Here is a 21,925-nt window from a genome sequence, read left to right as displayed (position 1 = left end):
ATGACCAATCCTCTTTGTTTTTATATTTTTAACAAAATATCACATCATATTTTTTATATTTAATAACTATTTGTATAATATATTAAGGAGTAAGTATTCAATATGCGGTTGCCGGATAAATTCTATAAGGAAAGAAAACTCGAGCATTTGGTTGAGAACCAAACCTCCTACACTTTGAACAATGCCTCAATGCATGTGTTCGAGACGCATTTGCAGGCGGAAAAAGTACTCCTTCAATTTGACCAGCCTGTACTGGCCTCTATGTTGATAGGGAAGAAGGTGATGCATCTTAGGGACAAAAAATCCTTTGATTTTCTACCTGGTGAATCTTTGATACTTCCTTCCAATGAGGTCATGTGCATCGACTTTCCGGAAGTCAATGAAGAGAATCCGACACGTTGTTTAGCTATGGCCATTTCCGATGAGAAGATAAATAAGGTCATCAATTTAATGAACGAATCCATGCCCAAGCATGATGGTTCGGAATGGGCATTAATGGATTACAACTACCACTTTACAAACGATGCCAGTATTTACGGGATAATTCAACGGTTATTGTATCTGTTCGCTGAAAACCATCCCTCCAAAGATTTTTTTGTGGACAATATGCTTCAGGAACTGATCATTCGTATACTCCAGGGTAATTCTAGGGAAAAGTATGTGCAAAACGCTTCAAAAATCAGTTCCAATAATCGCTTGGCCTATGTTATCGAATATATTTCCCAGCATTTGCATGAGCCTTTATCCATAAGTGGCCTAAGCAAGAAAGCTTGTATGAGCGAATCCCATTTCCATAAAACTTTCAAAGAGGAATTAGGGGTGACACCGATTGATTATATCAATAGCGAGCGCATAAAAATGGCCATTCATCTGTTAAAAGACCCCAATAGAAAAATAAAGGAGATTTATATGGAATGTGGGTTTGAGAACCGTTCTTACTTCAACCGGCTTTTTAAGCAAAAAATCCATGTGTCGCCGGGAGAGTACCAATCAAAATTTGTGAAGCACTAGTTTACGCTAAAGGTAGTTCCGTCTTTGCCATCCTTTATCTGGATGCCGAGTTCCACCAATTGATCTCTGATTTTATCAGAAGTGGCAAAGTCTTTTTTGGCCCTAGCTTCGTTTCTAATGTCAATCAATAAGTCCATCACTCCATTTAGCGTACCGGAATCATCTTTGGACATAGCTTGATTTTCGATACCAAGGACATCATAAACAAATGCTTTTAAGGAGCTTTCAAGAAATTCCCTGTCCTCTGCGGAAATACTTTCCTTGTCTTCTTTGATCAGGTTGATGTGCTTTACGGCATCGAACAATTGTGCTATTAAAATAGGTGTATTGAAGTCATCGTTCATAGCGTCGTAGCATTTCTGCTTCCAAGCGGCCACATCAAAATCGGACTTTTCACCTGTTTTTAATTTATCGATGCTGTCGAGGGCATCCATTAAACGGCTGTACCCTTTTTCGGATGCTTGCAAGGCATCATCACTCAAATCCAAAATACTGGTGTAGTGGGCCTGCATCATAAAAAAGCGAACCACGGAAGGTGAATATGGCTTGCTCAATATGTTGTTGTCGCCACTAAAAATCTCAGATGGATAAATATTGTTGTCCGTGGATTTGGACATTTTTTTACCGTTCAAGGTCAACATATTGGCATGCATCCAATAGTTTACGGGAGATTTTCCGGTGCTGGCCTCTGCTTGTGCAATTTCACATTCGTGGTGCGGGAACTTAAGGTCCATTCCTCCACCGTGGATGTCAAATGTTTCACCCAAGTATTTGGTACTCATTGCGGTACACTCCAAGTGCCATCCCGGGAAACCATCACCCCAAGGGGATGGCCAACGCATAATGTGCTGGGGTTCCGCTTTTTTCCAAAGGGCGAAATCCTGTGGATTTCTCTTTTCGTCCTGTGCGGTAAGCTCGCGGGTGTTGGCGATCATATCTTCCAACTTTCTGCCGCTCAATTTACCGTAGTCGTGATCTTCGTTGAATTTGATCACATCAAAATAAACAGAACCATTGGCCTCGTAAGCCAATCCTTTTTCAAGGATTTCTTTTATGATTTCAATTTGCTCTATAATGTGACCCGTGGCCGTGGGCTCAATGCTCGGGGGCAATAGGTTGAACTGTTGTAAGGTATTGTGGAAATCAACAGTGTAACGCTGTACCACTTCCATCGGCTCAATCTGCTCCAGTTTTGCCTTTTTTGCAATTTTATCCTCGCCTTCGTCCGCATCGTTCTCCAAGTGTCCGGCATCCGTAATATTACGCACGTAGCGCACCTTATATCCCAGATGTTTGAAGTATCGGAAAATCATGTCGAAAGACATGAAGGTGCGGCAGTTACCCAAGTGTACGTTGCTGTAAACGGTTGGACCACAAACATACATGCCCACATGGCCTTCGTTTATAGGTTCGAATACGTCTTTCTTTCCAGTAAGTGAATTATGGATTCTTAAGGTTTGGTCTTTATAAGGTTGCATTTAAATGGTTGGTGTTTAAAATTCGGTGTCCAAGTTAATGTAATCCAAAAACTCTCTTCTAGTGGCCTCTTCTTTAAACTTTCCGCCGTATTCGGCGGTCACCGTGCTACTGTCAATATCTCGAATTCCCCTAGAGTTTACACAAAGGTGCTTGGCATCGATAACACAAGCTACATCTTCGGTGCCCAAAACTTTTTGAAGTTCTTTTACAATTTGGATGTTCATACGTTCCTGGACTTGAGGTCTTTTTGCGTAATAATCCACAACTCGGTTCATTTTGGAAAGACCTACCACCGTTCCGTTAGAAATGTAGGCAATGTGTGCACGTCCAACGATGGGCAACAAGTGATGCTCACAAGTGGAGTAGACCACAATGTTCTTTTCCACCAACATTTCGCCGTACTTGTACTTATTGTCAAAAGTGGAGGATTTTGGCTTCCGGTCAGGATGCAATCCGCCAAATATTTCCTGTACGTACATTTTCGCCACGCGTTTAGGAGTTCCCTTTAAACTGTCATCATCCAAGTCAAGGCCAAGGGTAAGCATAATTTCCCTTACGCTTTTTTGTATTCTTTCGATTTTTTCTTCGTCGCTCAATACAAAAGCATCATCCCTTAATGGGGTGTCCGATGAGGAACCTACATGGTCGTTTCCTCTTTCTTCATATTGTTCTTCCAATGCCTGCTCTAGTTTCATAGCTATTGCTTAAGGAGAGCAAAGATATACATTAATGAGGGATTTAACATCTGCTTGCCGAGGTTTGACAACATAAATTATTGTTAACCCTAACACCACGGTACTTTTATAATGCCCAAACGTACAGTCTTTTATGTTGAAAACCTTTTTGAAGACCTTATTAGTTCTATTGATTTGCCATTCTGCACACGCCCAAGTTGTGCCAGACTGTGCCGACGCGGTGCCTATTTGTAGCAATACCCCGATTAATGGTGGAACCAATGGTTATGGCACGGATGATTTTAATGGAGCGGCCTCTAGCGGTTGTTTGGAACAGACTACTACGGGAGCCATAGAATCCAATTCTGCATGGTATCGTTTTAGAACTGCGGAAGCGGGGCAGTTGGGCTTTAATATTGGACATAGCAGTGATGAAGATTGGGATTTTGCCCTTTATCGGGCATCGGATTGCAATAATCTGGGTGAGCCCGTTCGCTGTAACTTTTTTGATAACAGTGAAAACACCAGTTTTATAGGGGTTGGAGAAGACCCGACAGGGGATTTGGATTCGGTCCACTATGAGGATTGGCTCCAAGTCGAGGCTGGCGAGGACTATTACCTTTTTATCAATAACTTCAGTAATGTAAATTCTGGATTCTCCATTCAGTTTACGGGAAATATTTGGGTGGATCATCCCAATAGTGCATTGGATTGCACCATTATAAACAATTTACTGGGACCGCCGATTGCAGCTTGTGAGGGCGATAATGTAACCTTGGACGCTACCACTTCTAGCGCCATTAATTATGAATGGTATAGCGATACAGGAAGCGGATATCAACTTATTGCCGGTGCCAATGCTGCTACGTACCATGTTCAAAATACTGGCCAGTACCGTGTGGTTGTGACCACATCCGTCGAAAATATAGTGAGCGATGTCCAAGTTGGGTTCAACGAAGTGCCTGTTACAGGTATGCTGACCGATGAAACCTTTTGTCAAGAAACCGATATGGTATTTGATTTGAACGGTAAAAATTCCGAGGCATTGAATGGTATGGACCCCGAAAATTTTATTGTGAGTTACCACAGTTCCCAAGCGGATGCTGATTTAGGAGTTCGTCCGCTGGAAAAACAGTATATCCCAATGGGCGGTATGGAAACCCTATTTGTTAGGACCACCTCTTTGGCAAACCCGGAATGTTATGATGCTTCCCAAAGCTTTACTTTGAATGCGATTGAAACTCCGATTCTAAGTTTTTCGGACCAGGCTGTAATTTGTGAGTCGGTCGGAAGTCTGGAAATAGGAGAAATGAATTCTAATCCAAATTATACCTATCAATGGAGCACTGGTGAACAAACACCGTCCATATCAGTTTCCGAAAGCGGTCAATATACGTTAACGGTGACCAATCAATCCAATGGAACTCTTTGTGAAACTAGTCGGACTGTGTTCGTGGAAGTTTCTACGATGCCGCAAATTTCCAGTGTGGATATCGAGGATTTGAGCGTAAACAATACGGTGACCATCAATACGGAGAACAATGGCATGTATGAATACAGTTTGGATGGCGGGGATTTTCAAGTGAGTAATGTGTTCGAGGGCGTGCCTCCCGGTGTTCATACTGTGCGTATGCAAGACCCTTATGGATGCGGCATTGTTGAAGAAGATATTGTTGTGGTTGGGTATTTGGCGATTTTTTCTCCCAATGGAGATGTAATGAACGAGACTTGGCAAATCGAGGGATTGTCTACCTTAAACTCTCCTATTGTTACGATTTATGACCGATATGGTAAGCTCATCAAGCAAATGAACGAGTTTGACCCCGGATGGGATGGAAGTTTTCAGGGAAAACCATTGCCGTCTACGGATTATTGGTTCAAATTATCCTATGTGGATGATAATGGCAATAGAACTTTCGCCAAGCATATCCAGAGTCACTTCTCACTGAGGCGATAATCAGACGGTTATTGGTCGAATAACAGCAAATTTCTTCGATAAAAAATACTAAAAGTAGGGTTAATGGAGTTATAAGGGTTATAAGTAGAATAACCATTAGCCCCAAAATTCTATGAGAGCTCTATTTTGTGCTATCTGTTGCTTATTTCTATTTCAGGCAGTTAGTGCGCAAAACTCACCAGATTGTAGGACAGCCATTCCTGTTTGTGCCGATGCACCTATCTTGGGAACCACTGATGGCAGTGGGGATATCGATGATTTTGACCCGGAGATAATTACCCAGACAGGCTGTTTGGAGAAGGGGAGTGTGAGCTCTGCCAATATTGAGAACAATACAAGCTGGTATGTTTTTAGGGCAGGTACGGACGGACAGATTGGTTTTGATATCGAAGCGCTTCCTGTAACGCCCGGTAGCCCTATCACTTCAGAATGGGATTTTGCTTTGTACGGCCCTTTTGATGAAACCTCGAACGATAATTTTTGTACCATAGTCGGGGATGGCAGCGCACAGCCAATTAGATGCAACTATGAATACAACGATACCGGTTTTACCGGAATAGGGGTGAACCCTGTTGATGGGCGTGAAGGTGCTCCCTTTGTTAAGTCCAGTCAGAATACCTACGATGAATGGTTGAATGTAAGACAGGGAGAGATTTATTACCTATACATCAATAACTACAATACCAATTTTGATGAAGAGCCAGAGTCTTTTATGTTGACTTTTACCGGTTCTTCCGTGGATGAGGACCAGGACAATGCTTTGGACTGTACCCTGCGAGATGAATTTTTAGGGTTTGATATTGTGGCCTGTGAGGGTGACCCGGATATTACCTTGTCCGCTTTAAATTCTCCTGCGGGCTCCACTATAACATCTGTCGAATGGAGTGTTGATTATGATGATGATGGGGTCATTGATGCTATTTTGCCCGGAATAGGTTCTTTTGGAGCTGAGTTGATGGTTTCTAGTCCTGATTCGGGAAGATATTATGTAACTGTCGAATGGCCTTTTGGAGAGCCTATAACAGATGATATCCTAATTACTTTCTACGGTACCCCTGAACTGGATGATGTTCGGGTGATCGATGATTTGGTGAACAGTGACCAGACCGACCCGTACAATGTGGAGATTGTTCCAGTAGGGGATGGGAACTATGAATATGCCATAAACGGGGGCGAATTTCAGGATGACCCTGTTTTTGAAGATGTTCCTCCGGGCATCAATACCGTTGTCATAAACGACAAAAATGGTTGCGGTACTACCGAGCCTATAGAGTTTTTGGTAGTGGGCTATCCAAAATTCTTTACGCCCAACAGTGATGGTGCCCACGACAACTGGATGGTTTACGGAGTGGAGGAATTGGAAAACCCCGTAGTGTATATTTTTGATCGTTATGGAAAACTCTTAAAACAAATGAATGTAAACGTTGGCTGGGACGGCACTTTCAACGGCAGGGATATGCCTTCATCCGATTATTGGTTCCGTTTGGAATACAGGCGGGATGAAGATGGACTTATTGTCGCCAAGTCAGTACGTAGGCATTTTTCCTTGGTTCGATAATATAAAAAAAGGCCGGAATTTCTTCCAGCCTCGTATTTTTCTCTTTTTTTTTAGACCTTTAAAACTTAAGGGTGTATCCTAAAGATATATTTGTGTTTATTCTATTGATAAGGGCCGCGCTGTCGATGCCACCATCAAACAAATAGGAATTTACATCCTGTTCGGTTCTGCTATAGGCCAAATCCAATCGGTTGGCTCCGAAGTTATAGCCTATACCTGCGGAAAAACCGCTTAGGTCGCCTACAAAATCCGTGTCCTCGTATGGGCTTTGGTCATATCGGTAACCACCCCTTAGGCTAACTTGGTCGATTCGGTATTCGCCACCTACGCGAAAAGAGTTTACTGCGCCAAGCGTGTTTGAGATAAAATCATTCTCCGCAGAAAAGCTAGGATCTGAAGTGGGCCTAAGTTCCGCTTTTGACATATCCTGATATGAGTAATCAAAGCTGATGAGTCCATCTTGTCCAAAAACCAAAGCTACACTACCCGTATATTTTTCAGGGGTTTTTATTCTATATTCATCGTATAGATTTACGATGGTAAAGTTGATGAAATCGATATCCGATACCGCTAAGTTTGAATTGATTCGCTGCGATGTATCGTCTGTTAAGGTGTACCATGTTGGGGATTGATAACTGGCCCCAACGCGAACCACTTGATTTACCTTTGCAATCGCTCCAAGGCTAAACGAGAATCCGTAGCCTTCGGTGTGCAATAAATTATCAAAAGAAATACTCTGAATCGGTGATTCTGCGTTATACCCTTCCTCATCCAAATAACTAACCCTGTCATAAAGTACGTTATGGAAGTTTAAGGATGCCCCTAGGTATAACTCCTCTTTATACTGGGTGGCAAAATTTAGGGTGAACTTACTGTTATAGCCAGAGGTATTCCGTAGGTACCGTTGATTTACATTGCTATATTGCGCATTGGAAAAATAGGAAGTGTTCTGGTCATCATCTTCAACAGGTTCTATAATGCCCGCCTGAAACCCAAGAAATGCCTGTTGGGCGGAGTACCCTAGATTGGCACCGATATCCAAATAAGCATCTTCAATATACTCACCTTGCTGGGTACGTAGCGGACCCAAAGGTTCACCATCTGCAAAATTTAGAAAATAATTGTCGATTCCGACATTGCTGTTTCCAGAAACGACCAATTGATTGTCGAAGTTCTCGACTAAATCATAATTAACCGCTAGTGCAATTTTTTTCCATGGGCTATCTGTGGCTGAATTCCACACAAAAACACCGCCGATTTGGTTAAAATCCAATGAATTGTCCGTGGAATTTCTTGTGGTGTTGCCATAAAGGGCATCGTTGTTCCTGTGGTAGTTGGATCCAGTGATCGATATCTCACTAAAATTAAATACTGCAGAACCGGCAGGGTTAACGTTCAGGGCCGATAAGTCGCCGCCCAAAGCTCCAAATGCACCGCCCATAGCTTGAAACCTTGCAGTACCCTGTAGGTTTTCCGTGCTGTAGCGTATAACATCATCTATGGTCTGGGCACTTGCAAAAGTGCATGCCAATACCATTATGAAAGTTGAGATTCTTTTCATTTATTCTGATTTAGATTAATCAATATTGATTGTTGGATTATGGTCTGCCGCCACCTCGGCCACCTCTACTACCACCTGATGAGCGAGATGCGCCAGATGATCTTGATCCTCCACCGGATGATCTACTCACCCCAGAGCTCCTGGAACTGCTTCCGGAGCTACGGTAACTACCGCTGGATCTACTGCTTGATGACGAACCACTACTGCGGTAACTTCTCGAACTTGAACCGGTAGAGGAGCGATTGTAACTTCTGCTTGGTGCAGCACTTCTGGATTGATAACTTCGGGAGCTTCTATTGTAGGTTCCGTTACTCCTTGTGGTAGGAGAGCTATTATAGGAACGGTATGCTCTAGAGCTTCCATTGTAACTAGGTGAAGTACGGGTACTTCTACTTGTTCTGTAATTTTGGTTTCTAGAAGCAGCATCGGCGCTTATCGACCTTCTTACGTTGGACCTATTGCTGTAGCCATTGGTACTTCTTCTATTGGCCAAACCATTACTTCTGGAAACGGTTCCATTGGAGCGTCCACTGTTATTTCTAAACCTACTGGAATATCCAGACCTAGATGTTATAGCGGTACCAGGTATACGGGAAGTGTATCCTCTTCGTCCTGACATGTAGGCGTAGTTTCTGCCATAATAGCCACGGTTGTAATACGGACGGCCCCAGTAGTTGCCATAGTAGCCACCCCAGCCGTAGTATCCGCCCCAACCAAAGTTGCCGGCCCAGCCCCAACCATTGTATGGGTGTCCCCAACCGTAGTATCCGCCCCAGCCCCAACGGTTATATCTCCAAGGATTGTTCCATCCCCAGCCCCAACCGTAGTAAGGAGAGTTCCATCCCCAGCCGGCATTCCAAAGCCATGGATCGTTCCATCCCCATCCATAACCGCCCCAGCCCCAGCTGTTGTCGTAAACGTTGATGGAAATGCTGGTAGGATTATCCCCCCATCCAGGGTTCCCGTTATAATTATTGTTATATGCGAAATAATCGGTCTGTTCGCCGTAAGGAATTGAATCGTTAGGAGCCTGACTGGAATAGCTGTCTATATCGGTGAAGACTTCGCTGTCCAATACTTCGCCAATTTCGTTTGCGCGGTCACTAAAGTACTCTCCGTACATATTGCTTTCCTGCTCCTCTATTCTCATGGCCTGGGCATTTCTCTTTTCAACACCAACAACGCGGTCGTTGGAAGAATAGATGCCGTCATCATAATAAGAAGCTTGTTGATAGGAGCCACAAGAAGCCACAAAGATGGCACTGACCATCAATATGGCCGGGGTTCGTAAATTATTGTGGAGTAAAGACTTTAACATGGCGCAATTTTTATTGTTGAACATACTAAAAATAATTAGTTTTACCCAATCATTTTATTAATAAAGTCGCAAGTTTTGTGCCAAACTACAATTGATGGGTAAAAATTTAACGAGCAGAGCAGAGGATTATTCTAAATGGTATAACGAACTCGTGGTAAAGTCGGATTTGGCTGAGAACTCGGGAGTTAGGGGTTGTATGGTGATAAAGCCGTACGGATACGCCATTTGGGAAAAGATGCAGGCGCAATTGGACAAAATGTTCAAGGAAACAGGTCATGAGAACGCTTATTTTCCATTGTTTATTCCAAAATCATATTTGAGCAAGGAGGCCAGTCATGTGGAAGGATTTGCCAAGGAGTGCGCTGTGGTTACCCATTACCGTTTGAAAAATGCCGAGGATGGAAGTGGAATAGTGGTGGACGAGGATGCCAAATTGGAGGAGGAGCTTATTGTGAGACCAACTTCGGAAACAATCATTTGGGATACTTATAGAAGATGGATTCAATCCTATCGTGATTTGCCTTTAAAAGTAAACCAATGGGCCAATGTGGTGCGTTGGGAAATGCGGACCCGTCTTTTTCTGAGAACTGCTGAATTTTTATGGCAGGAAGGGCATACCGCGCATGCAACCAGAGAGGAGGCAATTGAGGAGGCCGAGCTAATGATGAACGTATATGCCGACTTCGCTGAAAAATATATGGGTGTTCCCGTAATCAAAGGAACCAAAACAGAAAGCGAACGTTTTGCGGGTGCCGAAGAAACCTATTGTATCGAAGCCTTGATGCAGGACGGTAAGGCATTGCAGGCGGGAACATCACACTTTTTAGGTCAGAATTTTGCAAAGGCGTTCGATGTAAAGTTTGCCAATAAAGAAGGAAGTCAAGATTATGTTTGGGCCACATCTTGGGGTGTTTCCACTAGATTGATGGGAGCCTTGGTAATGACCCATAGTGATGATAATGGATTAGTACTTCCGCCACAGTTGGCGCCAATTCAGGTGGTGATTGTACCTATTTATAAAGGATTGGACCAGTTGGATGCCATTTCTGAAAAAGTAGAGCCTTTGGTGAAGCAACTACGTGATAAAGGCATTACCGTAAAATATGATACCCGTGACACCCATAAACCAGGCTTTAAATTTAATGAGTATGAGTTGAAGGGGGTTCCGGTTCGTTTGGCTGTTGGTCAGCGTGACTTGGCCAATGGCACCTTTGAGGTGGCCCGTAGGGACACCTTGTCCAAAGAAATCGTAAAGGCCGAGGAAGTAGTGGATAAAGTAGTTGCCCTTATGGATGAAATCCAAGTGCACATCTTTAACAAGGCGTTGGATTATAGGAAGGGACATATTACAGAGGTAGACTCCTATGAAGAGTTCAAAAAAATAATCGAGGAAAAGGGTGGTTTTGTTTCCGCACATTGGGATGGTTCCACTGAAACCGAGGATAGGATAAAAGAAGAGACCAAAGCCACTATTCGCTGTATTCCATTGGATGCAAAAGAGGAAGAAGGGAAGTGTATGGTTACAGGTAAACCATCCGTTAAAAGGGTGTTGTTTGCAAAAGCCTATTAGACAGGTTGCAAAAAATAAAAAATACTGTTGCAAGACTTAAAAATAGTTGTATTTTTGCATCCGCAATTATGCAAGCATAATGGCCCGTTCGTCTAGGGGTTAGGACGCCAGGTTTTCATCCTGGTAACAGGGGTTCGATTCCCCTACGGGCTACGAAAAGGAAATTTCAGCTAAAAAGCGGTTTTATTTTATACCTTTGTAGCTTAAATTTTTTGAGATTGAAATAATGGCCCGTTCGTCTAGGGGTTAGGACGCCAGGTTTTCATCCTGGTAACAGGGGTTCGATTCCCCTACGGGCTACAAAAAAAGGATTTAGAAAGAATTAATTTTAAGCAATGGCAAACCATAAGTCAGCATTAAAGAGAATCAGAAGAAACGAAGCAGTACGTTTGCGTAACAGGTATCAGCACAAAACTGTGCGTAATGCTATCAAAAAATTGCGTAACGAGGAAGACAAGAAAGCTGCTGAAGCTTTGTTGCCTACTGTAGTTGGTATGATCGATAAATTGGCGAAGAAGAACATCATTCATAACAATAAGGCTTCAAACCTTAAAAGTAAATTGATGACTCAGGTTGCAGCAATGTAATCGTTGTCCAATCACAATATGTAGAACGCCTCCTTTTAGGGGGCGTTTTTAGTTGGAATAGTTTTTATCTAAAGGCCTTTCTTCTGTGGACAATCACTCCGACCATAAAAGTGCCGTACATGAATAGGATAAAAACCCAAAGAACGCTCCGTAAGTTATAGTTGACCCATATTTTAGGCGCTTCATAACCTATTATAATCAGAAATGGAAAAATTGCATGGAAAACGGCAAGCCCTAAACTGGTCCAGAACATTAGATTATGTTTGTTGGGATAGGGGTTGAATTCAAGTTTCTTTTCCTTATAGTACAACCATATGTTGAATAGCAGAACCATGGATGCCACCAAATCGGCATAATACAGATTGGAATAGAAGGGGTCTTGAAAAAATAGACTTATAACATAGCTCAATAGACTGCTACCTGCTCCTATTACAACCCATTTCTTGTGTTTTTCATTTTTTAAAACCTGCCAATATATATGGTAGAAGAACATAAAAGTTATAACAGAGTAAATGTTATATATAATCACATTGTACCAATTGTACTTATTGTCGCTCACCACTTGAAATTCTTCATGAAATTTTATAAAATATCCCAACAACTCTGTTAGTAGTGTATACATAAGGTACATTGGGTAATATTTTAATGGTGTATCAAAATAAGTGCGGTAACAGGCCATGGACACTAACCAAACAATAAGATAAAAAGGAATAATGTAATGTTCTGTGATGAAGGTTAGAATCGTATCCATAATTCTATGGTAACCGTCTAATAGACAGTGCTCTGATTTCAGTTTGGTTGGACGGCAAAAATAACAAAAAAAGCCTCCCAAAAAGGGAGGCTAGTATTTGTTGTTTTAAAATATCACCTGAATGCCCTCCTTTTGCCGATCAGTAGACCAAAAATGATAAATCCGTACATCAATATTATCGATGTGACCAAGATAGGTTTTAAAAATATCCAGATTCCATATACTGCCTTAATCTTATAAAATGTTAGGATTAAGGGAAATGGAATATAAAATGCCAATAGACCTATAGTTACCCAAAACATCAAATTAAACTTTAATGGATGTGCACTTTCTTCTTTAAGTTTTTCCCGTAGGTACATGAACGTGATCAAAACCATGAGAACCGATCCAAATATATGGGCATAGGTCGTCTGATAAATCAATGGATTAACTAAAATACCATTCGCCAAATATCCGAGCATGCATGCTATGATAAGATAAAAAATAAGCTTTTTGAGCTTATCGCTTTTTAATATTTTTCGATATACATCGAACATATATACAAAAAATACAACTTGATAAATATTATAGATTACAATATTGTTAGGGGTGTATTTACTATCCGAAAAAAATTGAAATTGATCGCTATACGTGATGAAATATCCCAAAATCTCATTAAAGAAGGTATACATAATGATCATTGGGAAAAACTTTAGAGGTGTATCAAAAAACCTCCTATACCTATAGACCGAAATAATCCAAGTCGCCAGGTACAGTATCACAAAGATCTGATCCCAAATGAGATTTAAAACTTCTTGTAGGGTCATTCTTTATTGGAAATCCGTGCCAAATGGAGGGGGATAGGAATTTCCATGATTTAAGTTCAAACTTGTACTTCCGCTCTGAAAGAAGGCGGGCGCAAAACTGGCCTGCGAAGTGTTGGGTTCGCTTTTTTCTCCGGTTTCCTTGGTGCCAACAACTGCTTTTATTGGTTTGGCCTTACCATCTGAACCTATGTAAAAACCTTCCTCTTTACCGTCAATCATGGTCGTGGGTACAATAAATATGGAATTTTGTCTTGGATGTACCACTTTTTTTCCATCAGGAAAATCAGGTTTGTCCGGATAGTTTGCAAAGTAAATCCTTAAGGATGCAACCTTAACACCTGCCTCATGAGCTTCCTGCTCTACATATTTCATGTATTGTTCCATGTCGGCATAGCTAAAGGACGTAAATCGTGATGGAACAAATTTTTCATCAGCGTTCCGTTCGGCCTCAAATGTTCGTATAATGTCTATCCTGTTCTTGGTGTAATTATCATACAATGCTTTGGACTCTTCCAAAGAAATGATGCCCTCCGGCGGAGCCACTATTTCTTGTCCAGGTTCGGTCGGTTCTTCTTTTTTAGGTGCTTCTTGACAGGCTCCCAGTAGTAATAAAATTGCCCCAAAAGAAGCAATTACGGTGTTTTTGTGATTCTTCATAGTTAAGTATTTAGTTCAGTTTTGAGGAAACCGGAATAAAGATATGTCTTTTCTGTAAATTGACTCAATAAAAAACCCTTCAAAAACTTGAAGGGTCTCTAGTGATATCGTAAGAAGTATTGTACGTTTTTACTCGTTCATGGTGAGCAAAAACTCTTCGTTGTTCTTCGTTTGCTTAATACGTTGTTCCATAAATTCCATGGCTTCAACAGGGTTCATGTCCGCTAAGTATTTACGCATAATCCACATACGTTGAATGGTATTTTCGTCCAACAACAAATCGTCTCTTCGAGTAGAGGAAGAAATAAGGTCGATGGCAGGGAAAATCCTCCTGTTGGAAATTCTTCTGTCCAACTGAAGCTCCATGTTGCCGGTACCCTTGAATTCCTCGAAGATAACCTCGTCCATTTTGGAGCCGGTCTCGGTCAATGCAGTGGCAATAATGGATAAAGAACCTCCATTTTCAATGTTACGTGCTGCACCAAAGAAACGTTTTGGCTTGTGAAGCGCGTTGGCATCCACACCACCACTCAATACCTTGCCAGAAGCGGGTTGTACAGTGTTGTAGGCACGGGCCAAACGTGTAATGGAATCCAATAAGATCACTACGTCATGACCGCATTCCACCAATCTTTTTGCTTTTTCCAATACAATATTGGCAACCCTTACGTGTTCTGTGGCTTCCTTGTCAAAAGTGGAAGCAACAACTTCTCCACGTACGTTACGCTGCATGTCCGTAACCTCTTCAGGGCGTTCATCTATCAAAAGGATGATTTGGTACACCTCAGGGTGGTTGGCTGCAATTGCGTTGGCAATATCCTTCAACAACATGGTCTTACCAGTTTTGGGCTGGGACACGATCATTCCCCTTTGTCCTTTTCCGATAGGAGAGAACAAATCCATGATCCTTGTTGAAATTGTACTTTGCTTTTCCGCCAATTTGAACTTTTCCTTTGGAAACAATGGGGTAAGGTGCTCAAAAGCTACCCTGTCGCGAACCACTTGTGGGTCCAGTCCATTGATTTTGTTCACTTTGATCAGTGGGAAATATTTTTCACCTTCTTTTGGAGGTCGAATGTTTCCTAAAATGGTATCACCGGATTTTAGTCCAAACAGACGTATCTGGGACTGCGATACATAAATATCATCGGGAGAAGAAAGGTAGTTGTAGTCGGATGACCTAAGGAATCCGTAACCATCTTGCATAATGTCCAGGACACCTTCACTCTCGATAATGCTATCGAACTCGAACTCTGGCTCTTTGTACCTGTTTTTCAGGTCCTTGTCAAAGTTGCTGTTCTTTTTGTCGTGATGTGATTTGTTGTTCTGGTTGTTTCTTCTATTATTGTTCTGATTCTTTTGAGGACCATTGTTGTTGCTATTGCTCTGTGGCTTATTGTCCTTTTTGGGCTGTGGACTTTGACTTTGTCCTTTTGAATCGTCTTTTTTGTTTCTGGGTTCCCTTTTTTGAGGGGCTTTATCGCCGCTTTCGTTAGCAGTGCTCTTCTCCTCGGTCTTTTTTGGACGAGGTGTTCTGGCCCTTTTTGGTTTGGGTTCAGGTTTTTCTTCGGTAGTCGCTGCTACTGTTTCCTTAACGGCTTTTGGATTGGATGCCTGTAAGTCCAATATTTGGTAGACCAGGTCCAATTTTTTCAATGACTTGAATTTGGGAACATTAAGATCCTTTGCAATTTCTTGCAACTCAGGAAGCTTTTTAGCTTTTAGATCGGAAATCTCGAACATTAAGTAATGGAATAAGTTAAACTTGTGTGATTCTAAAATTTGAAGTAAAGTTATTTATGAATGCTACTGGAGAAAGAATTCCTAGGTAGGTGCTTGATAATAACGAGACAATATTACAAATAATTTTTCAAGAATAAGGCCTTAATTTTCAAAAAGACGCCTATTTTTGCCATTCGAAAGCAATTTGTACAATGATTCAACGGATACAAACGTTATTTTTGCTCATAGTAGGCCTTATTTCAGGTGTACTGCCGTTCTTTTTGAACTTGTGGGTGGAAATAGGTGGAAAAGAGGTGTTTGCCCAAGACGAAGTGTTGGTGAGTCTTGTTTTTTACGCTGTGACCGTTTTGGCAGTTGTATCGATTGTAATGTACAAGAAAAGACAAAATCAATTTGTGGTGAACAGATTGAATATGATATTGAACCTTTTTTTACTAGGATTTTTCGTTTATCGATCGCTAAGCTTATCCGGAGAAACTGTGGTTTCTGAGAAGGGTATTGGGATGCTGATTCCTGTATTTTCTATCGTTTTTCTGGTCCTGGCCAACAGGGCTATCAAAAAGGATGAAGATCTTGTAAAATCTGTTGATCGCTTACGTTGAACCTAACATCTTAGTAGTATTAGTGCGAAAAAACCCTGGCTTTGGCCGGGGTTTTTATGTTACTGGCTATCTATCGTTTGCCCAGCTCTACAACTTCCAAGTCTGAGATTTTGTCGCCATCAATCACAAATCGCAACATCGTCCGCACTTGATGAAAACCATGTTTTCCACATGCTCCGGGATTCATGTGTAATAAGTTCAGTTTTTTGTCGTGCATAACTTTTAAGATATGGGAGTGTCCGCAAATAAAAAGTTTAGGTGGGTTGTTTCTGATTTCATCCCTCACTCGAATATTGTAACGGTTGGGATAACCTCCAATGTGGGTAATCCAGACATCTACGCCTTCGCACATAAATCGGTTGTTTTCGGGAAATTCTTTTTGAATCACATGGTCATCAATGTTTCCGTGCACGCCTCTAACCGGCTTTAGGGCTTCCAGTTCATCGGTAACAGATAAGCTTCCAATATCGCCCGCATGCCAAACCTCATCAGCTTGTGCAGCATATTTTAAGATGGTTGGGTCCATATGGCCATGCGTGTCGGAAAGCAACAGGATTTTCTTCATTTCGCTAAAAATATGCTAAAAACCAACAGTCGGATTTATGTTGGAAAGGATTCAATTATCTTTACGGGCTTAAAAGTAATCCATTCCATTGAGATATTTCGTCCAATTTTCTTATTTCGGCAAGGCATATCATGGTTGGCAGAACCAGCCCAATGCCATCACCGTACAAGAGATTTTGGAAAAAGCACTGTCCACATTGTTGCGTGAAAAGGTAGAGGTGGTTGGGGCCGGGAGGACCGATGCGGGAGTGCATGCCAAGCAAATGTTCTGCCATATGGATGTTGGTTCAATATCTGATAGTGATGAATTGGTGTACAGGTTGAATGCCTTTTTACCGGATGATATCGCCGTACAAGCCATATTTCCTGTTGCTGATACGGCTCATGCCCGTTTTGATGCTGTGGAACGCACTTACGAATATTGGCTGGTCAGGGAAAAGAGTCCCTTTCTGTTTGATTATGCCCATTTGGTAAAGCATCCCTTGAATTTGCCTGCGATGAACAGGACGGCTCAATTGATGTTGAATTACACTGATTTTGAATGTTTTTCCAAATCCAACACCGATGTAAAAACATTCAAATGTGATGTTCGTGAGGCAGTTTGGACTGTAGATAAGGACAAATGGGTCTTTACCATTACGGCCGACCGTTTTTTACGCAACATGGTCCGCGCCGTAGTAGGTACGTTGTTGGATGTGGGGCAGGGTAAAATGTCCCCTGAGGACATTCATAAGGTTATAGCAAGTAAAGATAGGGGAGAGGCGGGTGTCTCCGTCCCGGCAAAAGGATTATATTTGACCAAGGTTTCATATCCAAAAGAAATTTTTGATGAGCAAAAAGGATGATGTAGGAAAAGCGTTTGATTTTCGATTGTTCAAGCGTGTTTTTTCACGGACAAGACCCTATCGAGGCATTTTTTGGCTAGTGGCCATTGTTGCCGTGCTATCTGCGGCATTCGCTATAGGTATACCCCTATTGGTAAAAAATATCATCAACCAGTCTTTGGAAAACAAGGACGCAGGGCAATTGTTGAACAATGTTATGCTCATGCTCGCTTTTTTATTGGGACAGGTGATTACCCAGCTATTGTTCAATTACTACGCAAACCTTTTGGGCGAGTCGGTAATCCGGGATATTAGGGTAGACCTCTTTAAAAAGATGACAGGTTTTAAAATGACCTACTTCGATAATTCCTCAATTGGAGTGTTGGTGACAAGGGCGGTTGCGGATATGCAGCGCATTGGAGAAATATTTAGCCAAGGGTTCTTTATGATTGTGGCCGATGCCCTTAAAATGTTGTCCGCAGCCATAATCATGGTGGTGGTCAATTGGAAATTGGCATTGATCGTATTTGCCATTATGCCTATTATCCTGATTGCTACGAGGCTATTTCAACAAGCCATGAAGGTGGCATTTGTGGAAGTTAGGGCCCAGGTATCCAATCTTAATTCATTTGTGCAGGAGCGAATAGCCGGAATGAAAATCGTTCAACTCTTCAACCGTGAGGAGATTGAAAAGGAGAAGTTCCGTGTAATCAACGAAAAGCATCAGAATGCCTGGTTAAAGACAGTCTGGTACAACTCCATATTTTTTCCGATTGCCGAGATTTCCAATTCCATTGGTATTGGTTTGGTAGTATATTTCGGGGTGATTCAAAATATCGAAAACGTGGGGATGGACAACAAGGGGGCCATAGTAGCTTTCTTTTTCTTGATGGATCTATTGTTCCGTCCACTTCGACAGATTGCCGATAAGTTCAATACGCTTCAAATGGGAATGGTAGCTGCCAACCGAGTATTCAAGATTTTGGATACCGATAGCCATATTGATGATAATGGAAAAGTTGAGAAAAAGGACGTTAAGGGAGACATAGAATTCAAGGATGTACATTTTGGCTATGTACCGGATGAAGAAGTACTCCATGGGATTTCTTTTGATGTAAAGGCAGGTGAAACCGTAGCCATTGTCGGTGCCACAGGTGCAGGGAAATCGACTATCATTAATCTGCTCAACCGATTCTACGAAATCAACTCCGGTAAAATTTTGGTGGACAATGTGTGTTTGGACGACTACACATTAAAGTCGCTCCGTTCACATATCGCTATTGTGCTGCAAGATGTATTCCTGTTTGCAGATACCATTGCGAATAACATTTCACTTCGTGATAAGGATATCACCACGGAACAGATTGAGGCGGCCGCCAAGCAAATTGGAGTGCACGAATTTATTTCGAGCCTTCCAGGTGGGTACCAATATAATGTAAAAGAGCGTGGGACCATGTTGTCCAGTGGTCAACGTCAATTAATCGCCTTTTTAAGGGCCTATGTGAGCAACCCGAGTATTCTTGTTTTGGACGAGGCTACATCATCCGTGGATACCTATTCCGAAATACTGATACAACAGGCCACCGACAAGATTACCGAGGGAAGGACTTCCATTATCATAGCGCACCGTTTGGCAACCATCAAAAAAGCGGATAAAATTATTGTAATGGATTCCGGTAAAATCATTGAGATTGGTACCCACAAAGAACTTTTGGAAAAAGGTGGCTACTACAACGACCTTTATCAGGCACAGTTCTTGGCAGAGGAAGTTGCTTAATTATTTTGGGGGAGGAGCAAAATCCTGCAAGGTGATTTCTCCAGTCAAGAACATGGCTATGGGGAATAACATGGACATGAATATATAAAGTATCCCAAAAACTATACAAAAGAATATTAATCTTACAATCAAGGGCAATCCTTTGGATTTTGATATTCGAGAAATTACATAACCATTGTAAATAAGCATTGCCATTATTCCTAGAAAAGAGAAGATCATATAACTTTCCGATGCACATAGAAGTATTAAAATAGTAGGGAAAAAGATTACTGTAGTAAAATGCGACAAGGAGTACATGAAAATAATGGTTCGTTCGGCGAAATTATATTTCTTTTTGTCAAAACATCGCCAAGCGGAAACTGCCATTAGTGGAATGAACATTATGGTAATCAATGATTGAAAATCCATGACGAAAGCCGTTAGCTTCCTCTGAAATTCCATTTGCAATTGGTTATCATAAACTGAAAAATCAATTGAATCTATGAACCTTGTCATCAAGAATATTTGAATACCTGAAAGGGTAAGGGCAACTCCTAAATAACTTATAGGGTTCAAGTATTTTCTCCGGAGGCCTTGGATGTAGCCTTCAATGACCACCTCGGGTTTGGTGAACAGATGTACAAAAGTGTTTACGAATGTATTGTCGAGGTTAAAATACCGTTCCAGTATATCGGTCCAGAGGTTTTTAATGGTAATTCTGTTCCGAATCACTTTTCCCCCGCAGTTTGGGCAATAAAGAAAATCGGTTCTTAAGGTGTCACCGCAATTCTTGCACGTCATTGCTCCAAGTCCTTTTTAATGCGTTTTGCCAATTCTTCCTTGTTTTTAAAAGGAATAAAGTCGCCATTTTTTATGTAGGAAACAGAGCCTGTTTCCTCACTGACCACAAGACAGAGTGCATCTGTTTTCTCGGTAATGCCCACGGCTGCTCTGTGGCGTAGGCCAAAACGAAGGGGGATGTTTCGGTCATTGGAAACAGGTAAAATCACTCTGGTAGCGGTAATGAAGTTTTCTTGGATTACAATGGCACCATCGTGCAGCGGACTATTCTTGAAAAAGATACTTTCTAAAATAGGCTGTGTTATTTTTATGTCCATTGCATCTCCAGTGGATTTTACAAAATCCAAGGAGTTGTTCCTTTCTATAACGATGAGTGCACCGGTTTTGGATGTGGCCATGCGTTCGCAAGCATTTATGATGGCATCAACATCGGTTGTGGTTGAGACCGCTTCTTGTTTTAAAAACTTAAAGCGTCTTAAAAAATTTCTTTTGGAGGCAAAATTAGTGGAGCCGACCATCAATAGAAACTTTCGAATCTCTTGTTGGAATACAATGATCAGGGCGATAAGGCCTATGTTCATAAAACCGCCGACCATGCTGCTGATCATTTTCATTTGAAGCAATTCGGTAAGTTTCCAAAGTGCCCAAACAATTACGATTCCTATAAAAATATTAATGGCCACCGTTCCTTTTACCAGTTTGTAAATGTAATAGAGGAGTGCGGCCACTAGGACTATGTCGATGACATCCGTAATCTTGAATTCGAGAAAATTTAAAAAATCCAACCGCAGTGTTTTTGTAAAATTAGCAAAAATAGGAGAACCTCAAATTACAGCGCATTTTCTTTTAGAGCTTCTACAAGTTTAGCACATTCTGTAGCTTCTTTTACATCGTGTGCCCGAATAATATTGGCGCCTTTTAACAATGCAATCGTATGCAGGGCAGTTGTGCCGTTCAACGCTTCTTTTGGGGATGATTCCAACACCTTGTAAATCATTGACTTTCTGCTCAAACCAATCAAGATGGGCAAACCAAAAGTTTGGAACATGTCCAAATGATTCAAGAGCGTGTAGTTTTGTCCCGTTGTCTTGGCAAAGCCAAAACCTGGGTCTATGATGATGTCGTTGATTTTTTTTGATGTGGTCTCTTTTATCTTTTTGGAAAAATAGAATCGGAGGTCATTGATCAAATCCTCGTACACCGCCTCTTTTTGCATGGATTGAGGAGTACCCTTCATATGCATCATGATGTAAGGCACTTGATGTTTGGCTACCGTATCAAACATGGCATCATCCAAATTCCCAGCTGCGATATCGTTGATGATGGCTGCACCGTGTTCAATACTTTTTTCTGCCACTTTGCTTCGGAAGGTATCCACGGAAATCAAGGTATCGGGAAATGTTTTAAGGATAAGGTCGATAACGGGAACCATCCGTTTCAACTCCTCATCTTCCGAAACATGTTCCGCACCGGGTCGGGAGCTATAGGCGCCCATATCAATAAAGGTTGCGCCGTGGTTCAGCATATATTCAACTTGATGTAGTATAGATGCTTCGTCCTTGTATTTGCCGCCATCAAAAAAAGAATCGGGCGTTAGGTTGAGGATACCCATCACTCTGGGCGTTTTTAAGTCTACAAGCTCACCTTTGCAGTTTATGGTCATAAAAAATATATGCTTTGTTGGGTTTCATTATCTTTGGCAAAGT

The 21,925-nt window shown here is 41.7% G+C and carries 20 protein-coding genes and 2 tRNA genes; 10 read left to right on the top strand and 12 right to left on the bottom strand.

Going from position 1 to position 21,925, the window contains the following annotated elements:
- The first annotated feature begins 102 nt into the window (after positions 1-102).
- On the top strand, positions 103-1,011 hold the full coding sequence (locus GUA46_RS11705; protein ID WP_176620630.1) for an AraC family transcriptional regulator: 909 nt from the start codon (positions 103-105) through the stop codon (positions 1,009-1,011).
- Here GUA46_RS11705 and cysS read toward each other — a convergent pair.
- Entirely contained in the window at positions 1,008-2,489 is a 1,482-nt protein-coding gene (gene cysS, locus GUA46_RS11700) for a cysteine--tRNA ligase (RefSeq protein WP_176620629.1), read from the bottom strand. The genes GUA46_RS11705 and cysS overlap by 4 nt on opposite strands.
- Positions 2,490-2,504: 15 nt before the next feature.
- Complete coding sequence (gene folE, locus GUA46_RS11695) at positions 2,505-3,185, bottom strand: GTP cyclohydrolase I FolE (RefSeq protein ID WP_176620628.1); 681 nt, start codon at positions 3,183-3,185, stop codon at positions 2,505-2,507.
- A 133-nt stretch (positions 3,186-3,318) separates the two neighbouring features.
- Between folE and GUA46_RS11690 the strand changes: the two genes are divergently transcribed.
- Together GUA46_RS11690 and GUA46_RS11685 are read left to right on the top strand one after the other, a co-directional pair.
- Complete coding sequence (locus tag GUA46_RS11690) at positions 3,319-5,121, top strand: T9SS type B sorting domain-containing protein (RefSeq protein WP_176620627.1); 1,803 nt, start codon at positions 3,319-3,321, stop codon at positions 5,119-5,121.
- A gap of 112 nt (positions 5,122-5,233) precedes the next feature.
- Entirely contained in the window at positions 5,234-6,679 is a 1,446-nt protein-coding gene (locus GUA46_RS11685; protein ID WP_176620626.1) for a T9SS type B sorting domain-containing protein, read from the top strand.
- Positions 6,680-6,737: 58 nt separating this feature from the next.
- Here the strand turns inward: GUA46_RS11685 and GUA46_RS11680 are convergent, their stop codons facing one another.
- Together GUA46_RS11680 and GUA46_RS11675 are read right to left on the bottom strand one after the other, a co-directional pair.
- Positions 6,738-8,240: an OmpP1/FadL family transporter gene (locus GUA46_RS11680; protein ID WP_176620625.1), complete on the bottom strand. Its 1,503-nt coding sequence runs from the start codon at positions 8,238-8,240 to the stop codon at positions 6,738-6,740.
- A gap of 37 nt (positions 8,241-8,277) precedes the next feature.
- Positions 8,278-9,558, bottom strand: a complete 1,281-nt coding sequence (locus GUA46_RS11675; RefSeq protein WP_229418491.1) for a hypothetical protein — start codon at positions 9,556-9,558, stop codon at positions 8,278-8,280.
- A 94-nt stretch (positions 9,559-9,652) separates the two neighbouring features.
- Here GUA46_RS11675 and proS point away from each other — a divergent pair, with 94 nt between their 5' ends.
- The 4 genes from proS to rpsT all read left to right on the top strand — a co-directional run bounded on the left by proS (position 9,653) and on the right by rpsT (position 11,715).
- The gene (proS, locus tag GUA46_RS11670; RefSeq protein WP_176620624.1) at positions 9,653-11,128 is read left to right on the top strand and encodes a proline--tRNA ligase; all 1,476 of its coding nucleotides are present in this window, start codon (positions 9,653-9,655) and stop codon (positions 11,126-11,128) included.
- Between the two features lie 81 nt (positions 11,129-11,209).
- Positions 11,210-11,281, top strand: a tRNA-Glu gene (locus GUA46_RS11665).
- A 75-nt stretch (positions 11,282-11,356) separates the two neighbouring features.
- A tRNA-Glu gene (locus tag GUA46_RS11660) sits at positions 11,357-11,428 on the top strand.
- 35 nt (positions 11,429-11,463) lie between these two features.
- Positions 11,464-11,715 carry a 30S ribosomal protein S20 gene (rpsT, locus tag GUA46_RS11655; RefSeq protein ID WP_166248903.1) on the top strand — a complete coding sequence of 84 codons (252 nt, stop codon included), beginning with the start codon at positions 11,464-11,466 and terminating at the stop codon, positions 11,713-11,715.
- Between the two features lie 64 nt (positions 11,716-11,779).
- Here the strand turns inward: rpsT and GUA46_RS11650 are convergent, their stop codons facing one another.
- The 4 genes from GUA46_RS11650 to rho all read right to left on the bottom strand — a co-directional run bounded on the left by GUA46_RS11650 (position 11,780) and on the right by rho (position 15,672).
- Positions 11,780-12,466 (bottom strand): hypothetical protein, encoded by a 687-nt coding sequence (locus tag GUA46_RS11650; RefSeq protein WP_176620623.1) that lies wholly within the window; start codon positions 12,464-12,466, stop codon positions 11,780-11,782.
- 113 nt (positions 12,467-12,579) lie between these two features.
- Entirely contained in the window at positions 12,580-13,146 is a 567-nt protein-coding gene (locus GUA46_RS11645) for a hypothetical protein (RefSeq protein ID WP_159075830.1), read from the bottom strand.
- 129 nt (positions 13,147-13,275) lie between these two features.
- Positions 13,276-13,929: a hypothetical protein gene (locus tag GUA46_RS11640; protein WP_176620622.1), complete on the bottom strand. Its 654-nt coding sequence runs from the start codon at positions 13,927-13,929 to the stop codon at positions 13,276-13,278.
- Between the two features lie 129 nt (positions 13,930-14,058).
- Positions 14,059-15,672 carry a transcription termination factor Rho gene (gene rho / locus GUA46_RS11635; protein WP_176620621.1) on the bottom strand — a complete coding sequence of 538 codons (1,614 nt, stop codon included), beginning with the start codon at positions 15,670-15,672 and terminating at the stop codon, positions 14,059-14,061.
- Positions 15,673-15,863: 191 nt separating this feature from the next.
- Between rho and GUA46_RS11630 the strand changes: the two genes are divergently transcribed.
- Positions 15,864-16,274: a DUF4293 domain-containing protein gene (locus GUA46_RS11630; RefSeq protein WP_108246458.1), complete on the top strand. Its 411-nt coding sequence runs from the start codon at positions 15,864-15,866 to the stop codon at positions 16,272-16,274.
- A gap of 70 nt (positions 16,275-16,344) precedes the next feature.
- Here GUA46_RS11630 and GUA46_RS11625 read toward each other — a convergent pair whose 3' ends face one another.
- A complete protein-coding gene (locus GUA46_RS11625; RefSeq protein ID WP_176620620.1) occupies positions 16,345-16,839 on the bottom strand; it encodes a metallophosphoesterase family protein in 495 nt (164 codons plus the stop codon).
- Between the two features lie 88 nt (positions 16,840-16,927).
- Between GUA46_RS11625 and truA the strand changes: the two genes are divergently transcribed.
- Together truA and GUA46_RS11615 are read left to right on the top strand one after the other, a co-directional pair.
- Complete coding sequence (truA, locus tag GUA46_RS11620) at positions 16,928-17,683, top strand: tRNA pseudouridine(38-40) synthase TruA (RefSeq protein WP_176620619.1); 756 nt, start codon at positions 16,928-16,930, stop codon at positions 17,681-17,683.
- Positions 17,667-19,439 (top strand): ABC transporter ATP-binding protein, encoded by a 1,773-nt coding sequence (locus GUA46_RS11615; RefSeq protein WP_176620618.1) that lies wholly within the window; start codon positions 17,667-17,669, stop codon positions 19,437-19,439. Before truA ends, GUA46_RS11615 begins: the two co-directional genes overlap by 17 nt.
- On the opposite strand, the gene GUA46_RS11610 is transcribed toward GUA46_RS11615, so the two are convergent.
- From GUA46_RS11610 to folP, 3 genes are read right to left on the bottom strand one after another with little or no spacing between them, the layout of a single operon-like run.
- Complete coding sequence (locus GUA46_RS11610) at positions 19,440-20,219, bottom strand: DUF3667 domain-containing protein (protein ID WP_176620617.1); 780 nt, start codon at positions 20,217-20,219, stop codon at positions 19,440-19,442. It lies immediately after the preceding gene.
- Positions 20,216-21,004, bottom strand: a complete 789-nt coding sequence (cdaA, locus tag GUA46_RS11605) for a diadenylate cyclase CdaA (protein ID WP_108246463.1) — start codon at positions 21,002-21,004, stop codon at positions 20,216-20,218. Before cdaA ends, GUA46_RS11610 begins: the two co-directional genes overlap by 4 nt.
- Positions 21,005-21,048: 44 nt before the next feature.
- Complete coding sequence (gene folP / locus GUA46_RS11600; protein ID WP_176620616.1) at positions 21,049-21,882, bottom strand: dihydropteroate synthase; 834 nt, start codon at positions 21,880-21,882, stop codon at positions 21,049-21,051.
- Positions 21,883-21,925: the final 43 nt, after the last annotated feature.

Source organism: Flagellimonas chongwuensis, from assembly GCF_013376415.1.
GTDB classification, from domain to species: domain Bacteria; phylum Bacteroidota; class Bacteroidia; order Flavobacteriales; family Flavobacteriaceae; genus Flagellimonas; species Flagellimonas chongwuensis.
The sequence above is the reverse complement of the archived record's forward strand: the minus strand, read 5'-3'. Positions and strand labels throughout refer to the sequence as shown.